Raw genomic sequence first — 13,845 nt, 5'->3', positions numbered from 1 at the left:
AAACACACAAACATCGCTGGTCGCGCGCATGGTGTGCGGGCCGACGGGGTACGGACGGCGCCCCTCACCCGGTCGGCCCACGCGGTGCCGCCCCGGGTCCCCCGGACGGCCCCGGCATGATGGCCGCGTGGGACGACCGGGACTGACCGACCGCCTCGACGCCTTCCAGCGGCGCCACCCCGCGAGCGCCTTCCCGATCGCGGTCACCTACAAGTTCGTGGACGACCGCGGGCCCCACCTGGCGGCGCTGATCGCCTACTACGGGTTCATCTCGGTCTTCCCCCTGCTGCTGCTCCTGGTGTCCGTGCTGGGCTTCGTGCTGGCCCCCGTGGTCGGCGCCGACAGCGACCTGCAGGGGCGGGTGGTCTCGACCGCGCTGGAGTCCCTCGCCGGCGTCCCCGTGCTGGGCAGCGCGCTGCAGGGCAACATCACCGGGCTGCGCGGCAGCGGGGCGGCGCTGGCCGTCGGCGCGATCGGCACCGCCTACGGCGGTCTCGGGGTCATGCAGGCGATGCAGGCTGCGCTGAACCGCATCTACGCCGTCCCGCGGTTCCGCCACCCCGACCCGGTGCGCGCCCGGCTGCGCAGCTTCGTGCTCATGCTGGCGCTCGGCCTCGCGGCGGTGCTCGCCACGGCGATCTCCGTGGCGCTGCCGCGGGTGGCCGACGCCGTGCCGGTGGGCGGCGGGCTGCTGCTGGCCGCCGGCACGCTGGTGCCGCTGGCCATCAACACGGGCATCTTCCTGGTGATCTTCCAGGTGCTCACCGCCGAGCGGCTGGGCTGGCGCAACGTGGTCATCGGGGCGCTCGTGGCGGCGGGCCTGTGGGAGCTGATCCAGCGGGGCTTCAGCGCCTTCGCCGGCTCCTACCTGCAGCACTCCGGTGACGTCTACGGCGTCTTCGGCGTCGTGCTCGGCCTGGTGGTCTGGATCTACCTGCAGGCCCTGGCCCTGGTGGTGGCCGCCGAGATCAACGTGGTGCGCCAGCGCAAGCTGTACCCCCGCGCGCTGATGACCGTGTTCACCGACGACGTCGACCTGACCCCGCAGGACGTGAAGGTGTACACCGGGTACGCCCGCGCCGAGACCTACAAGGGCTTCGAGACGGTGACGGCGACCTTCGCGAAGGACGACGACGGCGGCGAGGAGCCCGCCCCGCAGGCCCAGCGCGACCAGCAGCCGACCTGAGCAACCCCTACTAGTACTTTTCGCGGGTGCTCGTAGTACTCACTGGCGGCTCAGTCGAGCGCGAGGGCCTCTCGGGCGCGCGCCGCGGCCTCCACGGACGTGCGCACGCCGTACTTGCGGCGGGCCGCCGCCAGGTGCTGCACCACGGTGCCGTGGGCGATGTCGAGGCGCTCGGCCACCTGCGCGGTCGACAGCCCCTCCTCCACGAGCAGCAGCGCCTGGCGCTCCCGGGCGGTGAGCACCACCCGGTCGCGCTCGCGCCCGTCGGCGGCCTGCTGCAGGTCGAGCAGCTCCTTCTCGGCCAGCAGGGCGACGCGGCTGCCGTCGTCGGTGCTCAGCACCACCCGCACCCCGCCGTCGGCGACGGCCTGCAGCAGCGAGGCCCACGACGCCGCGGAGGCGGCCTGGGAGGGGATGTCGAGGCGGGACGTGCTGTCGGGCATCAGCGGTCCTGTCAGGCGGAGACGGCGGGTGAGGCGCAGGCTGGCCACAGTAGCCGCGTCGCCCGTCACCGAGGGTGCCGCGGCGAGGTGGATCGCCCCGCCGGCCGCGCACCGCAGGTGAGGGTCCGTCGTGGGTGAGCAGGGGGCGCAGCGCCTGGCGGCTGCGCTGCGCGCGGCGGCCGCTCCGGGCCTCCCGGCGAGCGACCTCGCCGACCGCCTGTGCGCCGCCGCCGTGCGCGCCGTCGGCGCCCGCGGCGCCACGCTGTGCGCGCAGTTCACCGCCGGGATGTCCGTGCCGGTGGGGGTCAGCGACCCCCTGGCGGCCCGCGCCGAGGAGGTGCAGTTCTCGGCCGGGGAGGGGCCCTGCTGGGAGGCCCACGAGCAGGGCCGCGTGGTGGTGGCCGACCTGGGCGACACCGCGGGCGCGGCGCGGCGCTGGCCGGTGTACGCGCTGTCCCTGCGGCGCGAGGTCGACTACGACGCCGTCGTCGCGGTCCCCGTGAGGCTGGCCTCGGGCCTGGACCTCGTGCTGACCGTCTACGGGTCGGCGCTGGAGGCCGACCCGTGGTGGTCGGCGGCGGGCGTCGTCGCCACCGCCCTGCGCGAGGTGCTCGACGCCGCCTCGCCGCCGATGGCGAGCGGCGGGCCGGTGTGGTTGGACTCGTCGTCGACGCTGCGCCGCGGGAGGGTGTGGGTGGCCGAGGCGGTGCTGGTCGACCACGACCCGTCGCTCACCCCCGCGCTCGCGCTGGAGGCCCTGCGCACCTACGGCGCGTTCGAGGGATGACGGTGGACGCGGTCGCGGCCTCGCTGGTGCAGGCGCAGCTCAGCGCGCGGCAGGTGCTCGGCCGCCCGGGCTGACGCGGCCTGAGGTGCCTCCACCGGCTGGACGGAGTCGTCAGGACCTCACCCGGTAGCGGAGGTGGACCACGCCGCCGGGCAGGCGGCGCTCCTCGAGCAGGGCCAGGTCGAGGCGCACGTCACGGGGCAGCGCGCGGGTGCCACCTCCCACGACCACCGGGTGGACGACCAGCCCGACCTCGTCCACGAGGCCGGCGCGCAGCGCGACCGCGGCGAGCTCCGCGCCGCCGATGCTCAGGTCGCGGTCGGCGCAGGCCTTGCGCCGCGCGACGTCCTGGGCGTCGAAGTCGCGCACGAGCTCGGTGCGCCGGGTGTCCACCTGGGCCAGGGTGCGGGAGTAGACGACCTTGTCGGCCGCCTGCCAGATCCGGGCGTACTCCGCCTGGACGGGCGGGCGGTCGGGCTGGTCCGGTGCGGTCTCCCAGAACCGCATCAGCTCGTACAGGCGCCGGCCGTACAGGTGCGTGCCGAGCGAGCGCTCCTGCTCGTTGAAGAACGCGTGGAGCTCGGGGTCCGGCTCACCCCAGTCGAAGCTCCCCTCCGCGTCGGCGATGCACCCGTCGAGGGAGGTGTTCATCCAGTACCGCAGCTGCGCCATGCCGGGGAGGACCGGCCGGGCGGCGCTGACTCATCGGCGACGAGGGGGCGCCGTGGCTCCGGTGCTGGCCGTTGGCACCAGGCGCCGGCGCCACCGGTCCGCCACCAGCAGGAGGGTCGCCGCGGATCCGACCACCGGCAGCACCAGGGCCAGTGCGAGGGCCAGGAGCGACTCGCGGAGGGTGAGGACGCCGGACCAGCGCCCGACGACGGCGGCCGCGACCCCCGCCAGGGACAGGAGCAGGAATCCGGACTCGACCGGCCCGAGGGCGAACACCCGCTGATCATCGACCGCGCGGGCCGCCCCGTCCAGCACCTGCACCGCCAGGGCCACGGGCACCATGAAGGTGTGGACGAAGCGCTGACGGGCCGGGTGCGCCAGCTCTGGGGGGACGCCGCGGGAGTTCCGGTCACCGCCTTCACGACCCGGGGCCTCGGCGTCACCGCTGCTGCGGGCGGGAGCACGGCTCCCCCGGGGTGGTGCGGCGCCGTCGTCGTCGGAGACCGGGCGCTGGTCACCGCGCCCGACGGGGTCTGTGCCGGGGCGCTGGGCCGGGCCCTGACCGGCGCCGGCGTCACCGACTACGAGGGCCTGCTGGGTGCGGTGACGACGGGGAGCCTGCCCGGGGTCGAGGAGGTGCTGGGACCGGCATGGCTCAGCTACGGGGTGCCTGGCGCCCCGTGCCCGCACCCGACGACGAGCTGGGTCTCGGAGGAGCTGGACGGCGCCCGCCGGGGCGACCTGGTCGACCTCGTCGAGGCGTGCTCGGCGGAGGACGTGACCGAGAGCGCCGTCGAAGACCTCGTGGACGTGCACGTCGCCCGCGACGCCTCGGGGGTCGTCGTCGCGGCCGCCGGCTGGGAGTGCTGGGCGGCTGGTCTGGCGCACGTGGGGGTGCTGACCGCTCCGCGCGCGAGGGGCACCGGAGCCGCGTCAGCCGTGGCAGGAGCGGCGGTGGAGGCGGCTCTGCGGCAGGGACTCCTGGTGCAGTGGCGGGCGCAGCCGCCGGCCTCGCGCCGCCTGGCAGAGAGGCTCGGGCTGGTCGAGGTCGGGTGGCAGCTGTGCTGGAGGTGAGCAGGGCGGAGGCGCTCGTGCAACCCGCCGGGCCCTTGCCGACACTCCCGGGGCAGAGCCGGCCGGGTCCCTCTCGAGAGGGAGGTCAGGTCCCGCGAGCGCGTGACGACCCGGGGGCGCCCCGGCCCGGACCCTCGAGGTGGACGCACGACCCACCTCGACGATCGGACCGGCCCCCATGTCCAAGCCCCTCTCCCGCCTCCACGCGGCGCTGGCGATCGCCGCACTGACCGCCGGCTGCGCCGCCGCACCCACCGGACCCCCTGACGACGCGGGGGCCGAGGTGCTGGCGGCGCAGCCGGCCACCGTCGCGGCCCTCGCCCCGTGCGAGGACCTCCCCGCACTCCCGACGGCCCGCTGCGGCTCGGTCGTCGTCCCGCTGGACCGGTCCGACCCGGAGTCGCCCCTCACCGAGGTCGCCTTCGCCCTGGTGCCCCACACCGACACCAGCCGGCCGGGCCTGGGCACCGTCGTCCCCAACCCCGGGGGCCCGGGGACCTCCACCATCGACGCCACCGGCGAGCTCTTCACGCAGGCCCTGGCCCCGCTGGCGGACCGCCGCGACGTGCTGCTCGTGGACCCCCGCGGGGTCGGCCGCTCCGACGCCCTCTCCTGCCCGGCGCTGGACGGGCCGGACCAGGCCTTCGCCGACCTCGCCCGGCAGCGGGCCGCCATCGGGGCCTGCGGCGAGGAGCTCGGCGAGCGCGCCGGGGCCTACGGCACCGCTGCGGTCGCCGACGACGTCGACGCCGTGCGCGAGGCCCTCGGCGTCGACCGCCTCGACCTGCTGGGCGTCTCCTACGGCACGTTCCTGATGCCGGTCTACGCCGAGCGGCACCCCGAGCACGTCCGCACGGTCACGATGGCCGGCGCCTACCCCGTCGACGACGACCCGATGACCTCGCGCGGGCCCGAGGCCTTCCGCAGGGCCGTGCAGCTGACCTGCGAGAGCACGGGCGCGTGCTCGTCGGAGCAGGTGCTGTCCGACCTGGCGGCCCTCGGCGAGCGGCTGCGCGCCGAGCCCGACGCCGTGGACGTCACCTTCGACGGGACCGAGCACCACGTCGTCCTGGACGAGTGGCAGCTGGCCTCCGCCGCGGGCCGGGTCTTCTCCAAGGAGCCCGACCCGGAGGGGCTGCTCGCCCTCGCCGGGGCCGCCGCCGCCGCCCGCGACGACGACCTGGCACCGCTGCGCGAGCTCGTGGCGGCCAGCCTGACCGCCGTGGCCGAGGACGCGACCTCCGGCGCCGTGTCCGTCGCCCAGAGCTGGGCCACGACCTGCCACGACTACGTGCGCCCCTTCGACGCCACCGCCGACCCCGCCCAGCGCGCGGCGCAGCTCGAGGCCTCCGTCGACGAGCTGGCGGGCCTCGGCGCCGCGGCGTTCGCGCCCTTCAGCGCCCGCGCCTGGACCACGCGGGCCGACTACGACGCCGGAGCCTGCGTGGAGTGGCCCGCTGACGCCGGCGCCGAGGCGCCCTTCGCACCCGGGGCCGACCTGCCCGACGTCCCCGTCCTCGTGCTCAACGGCGACCTCGACGCGAACACCACCACCGCCGCGGGTCGCGAGGCGGCGGCGCAGTTCCCGGACGCGACCTTCGTCGAGGTCGCCGGCGCCGGGCACACCCCCGCCACCACGGCCGAGGGGCTGGGAGCCATCCTGGCCTTCATCTCCGAGGGGAAGGCGTGAGCCCCCGACCATGAGCCCGACGACGAGCCCGACGACGAGCCCGATGACGAGCAGCGACGAGCACGGGGGGCTGCGGCGGCAGGCGCTGCTGATCGCCCTGCTGGCAGCGGCGGGCGACGGCCTCCTCTTCGCCCTCGCCGTCCGCGCCGCGCCCGCCTCGGCAGCAGCGGCGCCTGAGGTGCTGCTGTGGGGCGCGGGGGCCGTCGTCGTGGCCGCCGACCTGCTGCTCGCCCTACCGGCGCGGACCGCGGGGTGGGTGGCGGTCGTCCACGGCGTCGTGCGCTGCGCGACGGCCGTCCTCCTGTGGCAGCTCACCGGCGTCCGCGACCTGGGCACCGGCAACTCCACCGGCCTGGCCGTCGCCGGGTACCGGGCCGGGGCGTGGACGGTGGGGTGGCGGTCGTGGGCGGCCCTCGCCGCGCTCGCCCTGGGCATGACGGGGGCGCAGGTGGTGGAGCTCGCGGGCCGGGTGCCGACGGCGGGGGCGGCGGTCACCACGGTGGCCAACACGCTGCTCCCGTGGCTGATGGGCCGGTACACCACGGGCCGCGCCGGCCACATCGAGCAGGTCGAGCGCGCCGCCGAGGAGCGGCGCAGGAGGGCGGTGGCGGAGGTGGAGCGGGCCCGCGCCGAGGAGCGCGGGGCGATCGCCCGCGACCTGCACGACACGATCTCCCACCACGTGAGCGCCATCGGCGTCCACGCGGCCGCCGGTCGCCTCGCGCTGGCCGCTGCGGACGCGAGGACGGGGAGCGACGACCACCGCCCGGCGCTGGCGTCGCTGCAGCACGTCGAGGGTGCCAGCGGCGCCGCGATGGCCGACCTCCGGCGCATGCTGGGCGTCCTCGCGCGCGGCGCCGACCGCGGTGACGACGGAGCGCGGCAGCCGGGCCTGGCCGACGTCGAGACCCTCCTCGAGGGCAGCCGCCGCGCGGGTCTGCGCGTCGACCTCGAGGCCCCGGGGCTCGACCCCGCGGCGCTCCCCGGCTCGACGCAGCTGGCGGCGTACCGCATCGTGCAGGAGGTGCTCACCAACGCCCAGCGGCACGGCGACGGGTCGCTCCACCTGCTCCTGCGGCAGGACGACGCCGCGCTGACCGTCATCGCGCGCAACCCCGTGGCGCCCGCCGGGGCCCGACGCGGCGCCGCAGGGTCCGGGCGCGGGATCGCGGGGATGGCCCACCGGGCGCAGCTCTTCGGCGGCACCGCCACGGCGGGGCCCTCCGACGACGGGGGCTCGTGGTGCACGCGCGTCGACCTCGCGGTGGAGGCCCCGTGAGCGCCGCGGTCCCGAGCCCCTCAGGGTGCTGCTCGCTGACGACCACGACCTCTTCCGCAGCGGCCTGCGCGCAGCCCTGGAGACCCAGCCCGACCTGACCTGCGTGGCCGACGTGCGCGACGGCCGGGCAGCCGTCGAGGCCGTCGCCGGGCTGCAGCCGGACGTCGCCGTCCTGGACGTGCGCATGCCGGTGCTCGACGGGCTGGAGGCCGCCGAGACCATCGTCGGCAGCGGGGTGGCGACCCGCGTGGTGCTCCTGACGACCTACGACGACGACGGGTACGTGCTCCGCGGGCTGCGCGCCGGCATCAGCGGCTTCTGCCTCAAGGGCATGCCCACGGAGGAGCTGTTCGGCGCCATCCGGGTCGCCGCCCGCGGTGACGCGCTGATCGACCCCTCGGTGACGCGCCGGCTCGCCCAGCGCTTCGCCGCCGGGGTGGCCGCGGACCGCCCGTCACCGCGACGGCCGCCGCCGCCCGGTCTGGAGGCGCTCACCGCCCGCGAGCGCGAGGTGCTCCTCCAGGTGGGGCGGGGCCTGTCGAACGCCGAGGTGGCCCGGGCCTGCTTCATCGGCGAGCAGACCGTCAAGACGCACGTCTCCCGCGTGCTCACCAAGCTGGGCCTGCGCGACCGGGTGCAGGCGGTCGTCCTGGTGCACGAGCACCTCCTGCTGGAGGACTGACCGGGAACCGGGTGCCAGCGGGGAGGGCCTCGGCGTCCTGGGGCGTGCAGCGCCACACCGGCTCGGGGCCGGCCACCACGACGTCGTCGCCGTCGATGACGAGGCCGGACGCCTCGGGGACCCCGAGCACCTCCAGCCCGTGCTGCGCCGACCACTCCCGGGCGCGCGGCACGTCGTCCTCGGTGAAGTGCGGGAGCAGCGCGCCCCCGGGCAGCAGCCCCAGGCCCGCGAGCTCGTCGGGGGCTGCGAGCCCGGTGGTGTTCTCGTCGGCCCACGCAGCGATGTCGACCGACGCACCGGCCAGGACCGCCCCCGCGCTGCCCCCGTAGAGGTCTCCGCCGCCGTCGAGGTGGGTGCGGACCCAGCCCAGCGCACCGTGCGCTCGCAGGTGCGCCAGCAGGTCGAAGGTGTTGCCGCCGCCGATGAAGAGCAGGTCGGACCCGGCCAGCTCCGCCTGGTCGTGCCCGTCGAGGGTGGTCCAGGTGACCACGTCGAGGCCGCTCTGGAACTCCTCGAGCGAGCCGCGCAGCCAGCCCTCGGCGCCGGGAGCATGTGGTGGCCCAGGGCGAAGGGCCAGTAGAGGACGCGGGGACGGCGGGCGAACATCGGGCGCCACACGGCGGCCTCCTGCTGGGCGCTGCCGCCGCCGCCGAGGTAGACGGTCATGGCAGTTGTCTACCGGTGGGCGGTCCCTCACCCTCCCGGCAGCACCACCGCGGAGCCCCCGATCCAGACCTTGTCAGAAGCGCAGCTGGCCGGGACGAGGTCCTTCGCGTACTGGCCGTCGCTCTCGCCGCCGCCGAGGCTCACCTCGTCACCGAGGCGGTAGTCGGTGGTGCTGTTCCGGTCGGCGGGCACGGTGAGCACCTGCGACGTCGGGTCCCACGTCGTGCCGAAGGGCCACAGCACCAGCTGGACGCCGTACGACCCGTGCTCGAGGACCAGGCAGCCCTCGGGCGTCCGGGCGAGCGTCCCCCCGCCCAGGGCCTGCATCTCGAAGCCCGGCGCTGAGTCCGGCACGAGCAGCAGGGTGCCGTCGTCGTCGTGCAGCACCCGGATCCCGCCCTGGTTGACGAAGCCGTTGGCGGCGCGGACGGCGAGCACGGGGTCGGCCGCCACGACGGCGCGGACGGTGACGGGGTGGGTGCCGTCCTGGTCGGCCCACGCGTCAGGCTCTGTCCACGTGACCTCGGTCCGCGTGGGTCCGTAGCGGTGGACCGACGCGGACGACTGGCGCCACACGACGGTCGTGACGCCACCGCCCGGTGAATCAGGTGCGTCCTCCGTGGCGACGTGGTCGGCAGAGCCGTCCACCTGCGTCTGGGTCCAGGAGACCCCGTGGTCCGTCGCATCGCCGAAGGTGACGTCGTCGAGGCTGACGCCCTGCGGGAGGTAGAAGCGGTACAGGAACCGCGCTCCCCCGACATCTGCGGTGGCGCACTGCTGCTGCAGAGCACTGGTCGCCAGACCGTCAAGAGCGGCAGGTGAGGGGATGTGTCCGATCTCGGACTCGGTGGTGGAGCAGGCGGCCAGGGTCACCGACGAGGCGATGGATCCCCAGAACTTGGCGCCCGTGTACCCGGCGTCCTGGAGCGCCTGCAAGCGCTCGACCTCGTCCGGCGGCAGGTCGGGCACCCCGGCGCGCAGGGGCACCGCCGTCGTCCCACCGCCTCCGTCGGTGGCGACGGAAGCGTCGACGTCGCCTCGCTCAGCCGGGCCGCTGTGACCCCCGCCGACCACCACCACGGCGACGACGGCGGCCGCCGCAGCCACCGCGCCCACCGCCGCCCACGCCGTGCGCCGCCTCGCCCGGGCACCGAGGTCCGCGCCGCGCCGGGTGGCGGCCGCGACGTCGACCCGCGAGGGCGGCAGCTCCAGCGCCTGCAGGCGCGTCCGCACCAGCACGCCGAGTGCGGCGTCGTCGGCACGGTCGCGCGCGGAGGCGGTGGGGTCTGCGACGACGTCGAGGTCGACGGCGTCCTCCTCGGGCTGGTTCACCGCTGCGCTCCTCGCTCGACTCGCTCGACGGGGTCGGCCAGCAGCGCCCGCAGGGCCTGCCGGGCGGCGTGGGCCTGGCTCTTCACGGTGCCCTCGCTGCACCGCAGGACGTGCGCGGTCTCGCTGACCGAGAGGTTCTCGAAGTACCGCAGGACGACGACGGCGCGCTGCCCGCCGGTGAGCCCGGACAGCACCGCGAACAGGTCCGCCTCGCCGGTGGCGGCGGGATCGCCGTCGTCGTCGCCCCGGCGACGGACCGGCTCGTGGAGGGCCACGTCGTCGGTGGTGACCTCGCGGCGGCGCCACGGGCGGCGGCCCTCGGACACGAGCAGGCGGACCAGCGTGGTGCGGGTGTAGCCGTACGCGTCACCGGGGCGGACGCGCGCCCACGCCCCGTAGACGCGCTCCAGCGCGCTCTGCACGGCGTCGTCGGTGCGGTGCCAGTCCTGGCAGTAGGCGTAGGCCACCCGCCGCAGCCGGGGGATGGCGAACGCGGCGAACTCCTCGAACGACTCCACCACCGACGGACCCGACGCACCCATGCCCCACCTCCTCGGCACTCCATACGCGGCGGGTGGTCGACCGGTTGGCAGCCGTGAGGGGGATCTTGGCGCAGACGGGTGTGTCAACGGCGGGCGGCAGGGCAGGAACCACCACGTGTGTGACGTGACCCCGTCGGTCTCCCTGACGCTCCCGATGGACCTGGAGGCCCCGGCGAGGGCCCGCGCCTTCGTCGAGGAGGCCCACTGCCCCGTGCACGCCTCCCGGGTCCTGACGAACGCGCGGTGGCTGGTCAGCGAGCTGGTCACCAACGCGGTGCGCCACGGCTCACCGCCCATCACCACCGAGATCGAGTGCCGCGGCGAGGAGGGGATGCACGTGCGCGTCAGCGACGGCTCCGCCGACGCCCCCGTGGTCCGGGACCTCGGGCACGACGCCCAGAGCGGGCGGGGGCTGGCCCTGGTCGACCTGCTGTCGTCGCAGTGGGGCGTGGAGCCCGGTGCGGCGGGCAAGGCCGTCTGGTTCCGGATCGGTGACGCCTCCTACTGATGAGGGCACCTCGCGGGTCAGGCGGGGGCGAGCGGGCGCGACGGCAGCGGGCTGGAGTAGACGACGCTGGTGGTGATCGCGCCGAGGGTCGCGAGCTTGCCGGCGATGCGCTCCAGGTCGCGCATCGACCGGGCCAGCACCTTGAGGATGAAGCAGTCGTCGCCGGTGACGTGGTGGGCCTCCACGACCTCGGGCAGCACGGCGAGCAGGTCGTGGAACGGCTTGTAGTTGCCGGTCGGGTAGGCCAGGCGCACGAACGCCTGCACGGTGTAGCCCAGGGCCTCGGGGTCGACGGTCGCGGCGTACCCCGTGATGACGCCGCCGTCGGTGAGGCGGCGGAGCCGGTCGGCGGTGGCGCTGGGCGACAGGTTCACCGCGCGGGCGAGGTCGGCGACGCTCATCCGTCCGGCGCGCTGCAGGGCCTCGACGACCCTCCGGTCGACGTCGTCCAGGACCACCCGTGGGTTCGACGGCATGACACGGAAAGTACCGGCGGATCGACGGCGGGCGGAGGCGCTCGCCGTCGTCGTCCCCTGTTCGGCGCGGTGCCGGTGGCGTTCGATCGCAGTCATGAGCACCCCCACCCACAGCGCCGCCTCAGCCGTCGAGTTCTTCGCCGCGCGGCTCGCGCACCAGACGGACCCCGCCGACCTCGCGCACGCGCGGGCCACCGGGAGCGGCCCGCTCGTCGTCGACGTCCGCTCGGACGCCGGGTGGGCGCAGGGGCGAATCCCCGGCGCCGTGCACGTGCCGCTCGCCGAGCTGGATGCGCGCATCGGCGAGCACGCGCCCTCCCTCGACGCGGAGGTCGTCGTCTACTGCTGGGGACCGGGGTGCAACGGCAGCACCAAGGCGGGTCTCGTGCTGGCGACCGCCGGCTACAGCCGCGTGAAGGAGCTGGTCGGCGGGTTCGAGTACTGGGCGCGCGAGGGGTTCGCCGTCGTGAGCGACGGCGGACGCAGCCGCAGCGCGCCCGACCCGCTCACCGCTCCGGTGTGAGCCGGCCTGCGCTGGTCCTCTCGGGCGCGGCTCGTCGCGTTCCGTGAGGTCCCGATCACACTCCTGACCTGCGACGACGCCGACACCGGGCTGTCGGTGGCGACTTCTAGCGTCGGAGACATGACCTCGAGCGCACTTCACGAGCGGGCCCTCGGCGACCCGGCCGGGGAGCCCGCCCGGGAGGTGCGCCGCTCCAGCGAGGAGTGGTGGGTCCGGGCCCTGCGCGCCGACCCGCTGACGGGCTCGCTCGCCGAGCGCCGCCGCATCCGCCCCGCCTTCGCCGACGCCCTGGACGAGCCCGCCGGCCCAGGGCTGGTCGCCGCCGTGGACGCCCTGCACGCCGCCCTCGGTGCGTCGTCCGAGCTCGACCTGACGAGCAGGGAGTGGACCGAGGTCACCGCCGCGGTGGAGCGGGCCACCTCCTACCTGTTCTCGCTGAAGCTGGAGTCGGTGGCCCGGCTGGACGCCGCCAAGCTGGCCGAGCAGCCTTCCCGGGCCCACGCCAGGGACTCCCGCCGGCCGGCCTCCGACGAGCTGGCCCCGGTGCTTCGCGTCGCTGGTCGCACCGCCACGCACCTGGTCGGGCTGGCCCGCCAGCTCGCCGAGCTGCCGACGGCGGAGGAGGCGCTCACCCGCGGGGTGATGACCCCGCGCAGCTGGAGGCGCTGGCCGACGTGTGCCGGCGCCTGCCCGAGGGGCCCGCCGGTGACCGGGCGCGCCGGACGGTCGAGGCGAAGGCCGTCGAGGCGGCGACGACGCTCAGCCGGGCCCGCTTGGCCGACGCCCTGGAGGAGGCCGCGCTGGCGGCCGACCCGGGGTTCGCGGCGCGGTCGATGGCCGCCGGCGTCCAGGAGCGCGACGTCTTCCTGCGCCGCTCGCGCAGGGCGGGCTGCCGCCAGGTGGTGGCCGAGCTGGAGGCGGCGGACGCCGCGCGCGTGTGGCAGGTGATCCAGCAGGTGGCCACCGCGGCGAAGGACGCGGGCGAGGACGGCGCGAAGGACCGGCGCTCCCTGCCGCAGATCCGGGCCGATGTGCTGGTCAGCCTCGTCGTGGGCGACGTCAGCCTGACGCCGGAGGTGCTCGACGACGGCGTCGACCAGGAGGCAGGCGACGCGGAGGGCACGGAACTGGGGCTGGCCCCGGACACCCGCGCGCCGGTGATCATTCCCACCCCCGAGCAGCGAGCACGCCTGTCGGAGATCCACGTCGTGGTCTTCGCCGACGACCTCGCCGACGAGGGCCCCGAAGACCCCGGCGGCGGGCCGGACGACGGGCCTGACCGTGGGCCTGACGGTGGGCCCGGACCAGACGGCGGGCCCGAGAGCGGCAGAACGACGGACCCCCAAGGGCCGCAGGGCGGTGAACGACCCCGCCCGCCCCACGACCCCCGCGTGCCTGCGCCGCGGCGGAGCCCCGCCGGTCCTTCGACGCGCGCTGAGCGGCTGACCAGGACCCGCCGCGAGCGCGCCGCCCGCCGGGCCCTGGCCGGGCACGGCCCCTTCGGGCACGTCCCCGGCATCGGACGCCTGTCGCCAGAGACCACCCGCGCCGCCGTCCGCGCTGCCTGCTGGCGGCGGCTGGTCGCCGACCCCGGCACCGGGGTGCTCATCCACCGCTCCCGGTGGACGCTGCCCCCGCCCACGACCGGCGCTGACACCAGCGGTGCGAGCACTGCAGCGCACCTGGCGCTGCTGCTCGACCAGGTCGCTGCTCCGGACCCGTCCGACCCCGCCACCCGCATCGAGGTCTCCTACCGGCCTTCGACGCTGCTGGCTGCCCACGTGCGCGCCCGCGACGGCGTCTGCATCTCCCCGGTCTGCCACACGCCGCCCGCGGCGGGGCCACGCAGCTCGACCACACCACCGCCTGGGGGCCGTCCACGCCCACCAGGCTGCGGGGCGGGCTGACCGAGGCGGGCAACCTGGGCTGCATCTGCCAGTCCTGGCACAACGCCAAGACCCACGGCGGCTGGGACCTGGCCCAGC

General features: G+C 76.0%; 16 protein-coding genes. 9 read left to right on the top strand and 7 right to left on the bottom strand.

Annotated elements, in window-relative coordinates; translation table 11 throughout:
* Positions 1-127: 127 nt before the first annotated feature.
* Positions 128-1,186: a YihY/virulence factor BrkB family protein gene (locus F1641_RS13885; protein WP_194906526.1), complete on the top strand. Its 1,059-nt coding sequence runs from the start codon at positions 128-130 to the stop codon at positions 1,184-1,186.
* Between the two features lie 50 nt (positions 1,187-1,236).
* Here the strand turns inward: F1641_RS13885 and F1641_RS13880 are convergent, their stop codons facing one another.
* Positions 1,237-1,629, bottom strand: a complete 393-nt coding sequence (locus F1641_RS13880) for a response regulator transcription factor (RefSeq protein ID WP_194906524.1) — start codon at positions 1,627-1,629, stop codon at positions 1,237-1,239.
* 130 nt (positions 1,630-1,759) lie between these two features.
* Between F1641_RS13880 and F1641_RS13875 the strand changes: the two genes are divergently transcribed.
* Entirely contained in the window at positions 1,760-2,416 is a 657-nt protein-coding gene (locus tag F1641_RS13875; protein ID WP_194906522.1) for a hypothetical protein, read from the top strand.
* A gap of 111 nt (positions 2,417-2,527) precedes the next feature.
* Here the strand turns inward: F1641_RS13875 and F1641_RS13870 are convergent, their stop codons facing one another.
* Both F1641_RS13870 and F1641_RS13865 read right to left on the bottom strand, forming a co-directional pair.
* Positions 2,528-3,088, bottom strand: a complete 561-nt coding sequence (locus F1641_RS13870) for a dihydrofolate reductase family protein (RefSeq protein WP_194906521.1) — start codon at positions 3,086-3,088, stop codon at positions 2,528-2,530.
* A 30-nt stretch (positions 3,089-3,118) separates the two neighbouring features.
* Entirely contained in the window at positions 3,119-3,430 is a 312-nt protein-coding gene (locus tag F1641_RS13865; protein ID WP_194906518.1) for a hypothetical protein, read from the bottom strand.
* A gap of 6 nt (positions 3,431-3,436) precedes the next feature.
* Here F1641_RS13865 and F1641_RS23330 point away from each other — a divergent pair, with 6 nt between their 5' ends.
* From F1641_RS23330 to F1641_RS13845, 4 genes are all read left to right on the top strand, one after another.
* A complete protein-coding gene (locus F1641_RS23330; RefSeq protein WP_194906516.1) occupies positions 3,437-4,162 on the top strand; it encodes a GNAT family N-acetyltransferase in 726 nt (241 codons plus the stop codon).
* 178 nt (positions 4,163-4,340) lie between these two features.
* Entirely contained in the window at positions 4,341-5,852 is a 1,512-nt protein-coding gene (locus tag F1641_RS13855; RefSeq protein ID WP_194906514.1) for an alpha/beta hydrolase, read from the top strand.
* Between the two features lie 10 nt (positions 5,853-5,862).
* Complete coding sequence (locus F1641_RS13850; protein WP_194906512.1) at positions 5,863-7,131, top strand: sensor histidine kinase; 1,269 nt, start codon at positions 5,863-5,865, stop codon at positions 7,129-7,131.
* A 25-nt stretch (positions 7,132-7,156) separates the two neighbouring features.
* Positions 7,157-7,813 carry a response regulator transcription factor gene (locus F1641_RS13845; RefSeq protein ID WP_194906510.1) on the top strand — a complete coding sequence of 219 codons (657 nt, stop codon included), beginning with the start codon at positions 7,157-7,159 and terminating at the stop codon, positions 7,811-7,813.
* On the opposite strand, the gene F1641_RS13840 is transcribed toward F1641_RS13845, so the two are convergent.
* The 3 genes from F1641_RS13840 to F1641_RS13830 form a co-directional block, all read right to left on the bottom strand.
* Positions 7,740-8,303 carry a Type 1 glutamine amidotransferase-like domain-containing protein gene (locus tag F1641_RS13840; protein WP_194906507.1) on the bottom strand — a complete coding sequence of 188 codons (564 nt, stop codon included), beginning with the start codon at positions 8,301-8,303 and terminating at the stop codon, positions 7,740-7,742. The two genes, F1641_RS13845 and F1641_RS13840, sit on opposite strands and share 74 nt — an antisense overlap.
* A gap of 203 nt (positions 8,304-8,506) precedes the next feature.
* Positions 8,507-9,811: a hypothetical protein gene (locus F1641_RS13835; protein WP_194906505.1), complete on the bottom strand. Its 1,305-nt coding sequence runs from the start codon at positions 9,809-9,811 to the stop codon at positions 8,507-8,509.
* Positions 9,808-10,353 carry a sigma-70 family RNA polymerase sigma factor gene (locus F1641_RS13830; RefSeq protein WP_194906504.1) on the bottom strand — a complete coding sequence of 182 codons (546 nt, stop codon included), beginning with the start codon at positions 10,351-10,353 and terminating at the stop codon, positions 9,808-9,810. The genes F1641_RS13835 and F1641_RS13830 overlap by 4 nt, the downstream gene beginning before the upstream one ends.
* Positions 10,354-10,468: 115 nt before the next feature.
* Here F1641_RS13830 and F1641_RS13825 point away from each other — a divergent pair, with 115 nt between their 5' ends.
* Complete coding sequence (locus tag F1641_RS13825; RefSeq protein WP_309225603.1) at positions 10,469-10,861, top strand: ATP-binding protein; 393 nt, start codon at positions 10,469-10,471, stop codon at positions 10,859-10,861.
* A gap of 17 nt (positions 10,862-10,878) precedes the next feature.
* Here the strand turns inward: F1641_RS13825 and F1641_RS13820 are convergent, their stop codons facing one another.
* On the bottom strand, positions 10,879-11,337 hold the full coding sequence (locus F1641_RS13820; protein WP_194906500.1) for an Lrp/AsnC family transcriptional regulator: 459 nt from the start codon (positions 11,335-11,337) through the stop codon (positions 10,879-10,881).
* 94 nt (positions 11,338-11,431) lie between these two features.
* On the opposite strand from F1641_RS13820, the gene F1641_RS13815 reads away from it, so the two are divergent.
* Positions 11,432-11,860: a rhodanese-like domain-containing protein gene (locus F1641_RS13815; RefSeq protein ID WP_194906498.1), complete on the top strand. Its 429-nt coding sequence runs from the start codon at positions 11,432-11,434 to the stop codon at positions 11,858-11,860.
* Positions 11,861-12,534: 674 nt separating this feature from the next.
* A complete protein-coding gene (locus F1641_RS13810; RefSeq protein WP_194906496.1) occupies positions 12,535-13,767 on the top strand; it encodes a hypothetical protein in 1,233 nt (410 codons plus the stop codon).
* Positions 13,768-13,845: the final 78 nt, after the last annotated feature.

Source organism: Quadrisphaera sp. INWT6 (assembly GCF_015390235.1).
Classification (GTDB): domain Bacteria; phylum Actinomycetota; class Actinomycetes; order Actinomycetales; family Quadrisphaeraceae; genus Quadrisphaera.
This window is presented reverse-complemented; position numbering and strand designations above follow the sequence as displayed.

What these genes read in the sequence shown, in the direction of transcription:
- F1641_RS13855 (WP_194906514.1), top strand. Translation starts at nt 4,341, where the DNA reads ATGTCCAAGCCCCTCTCCCGCCTCCACGCGGCGCTGGCGATCGCCGCA.
- F1641_RS13850 (WP_194906512.1), top strand. Translation starts at nt 5,863, where the DNA reads ATGAGCCCGACGACGAGCCCGACGACGAGCCCGATGACGAGCAGCGAC.
- F1641_RS13870 (WP_194906521.1), bottom strand. Translation starts at nt 3,088, where the DNA reads ATGGCGCAGCTGCGGTACTGGATGAACACCTCCCTCGACGGGTGCATC.
- F1641_RS13865 (WP_194906518.1), bottom strand. Translation starts at nt 3,430, where the DNA reads ATGGTGCCCGTGGCCCTGGCGGTGCAGGTGCTGGACGGGGCGGCCCGC.
- F1641_RS13830 (WP_194906504.1), bottom strand. Translation starts at nt 10,353, where the DNA reads ATGGGTGCGTCGGGTCCGTCGGTGGTGGAGTCGTTCGAGGAGTTCGCC.
- F1641_RS13820 (WP_194906500.1), bottom strand. Translation starts at nt 11,337, where the DNA reads ATGCCGTCGAACCCACGGGTGGTCCTGGACGACGTCGACCGGAGGGTC.
- F1641_RS13880 (WP_194906524.1), bottom strand. Translation starts at nt 1,629, where the DNA reads ATGCCCGACAGCACGTCCCGCCTCGACATCCCCTCCCAGGCCGCCTCC.
- F1641_RS13815 (WP_194906498.1), top strand. Translation starts at nt 11,432, where the DNA reads ATGAGCACCCCCACCCACAGCGCCGCCTCAGCCGTCGAGTTCTTCGCC.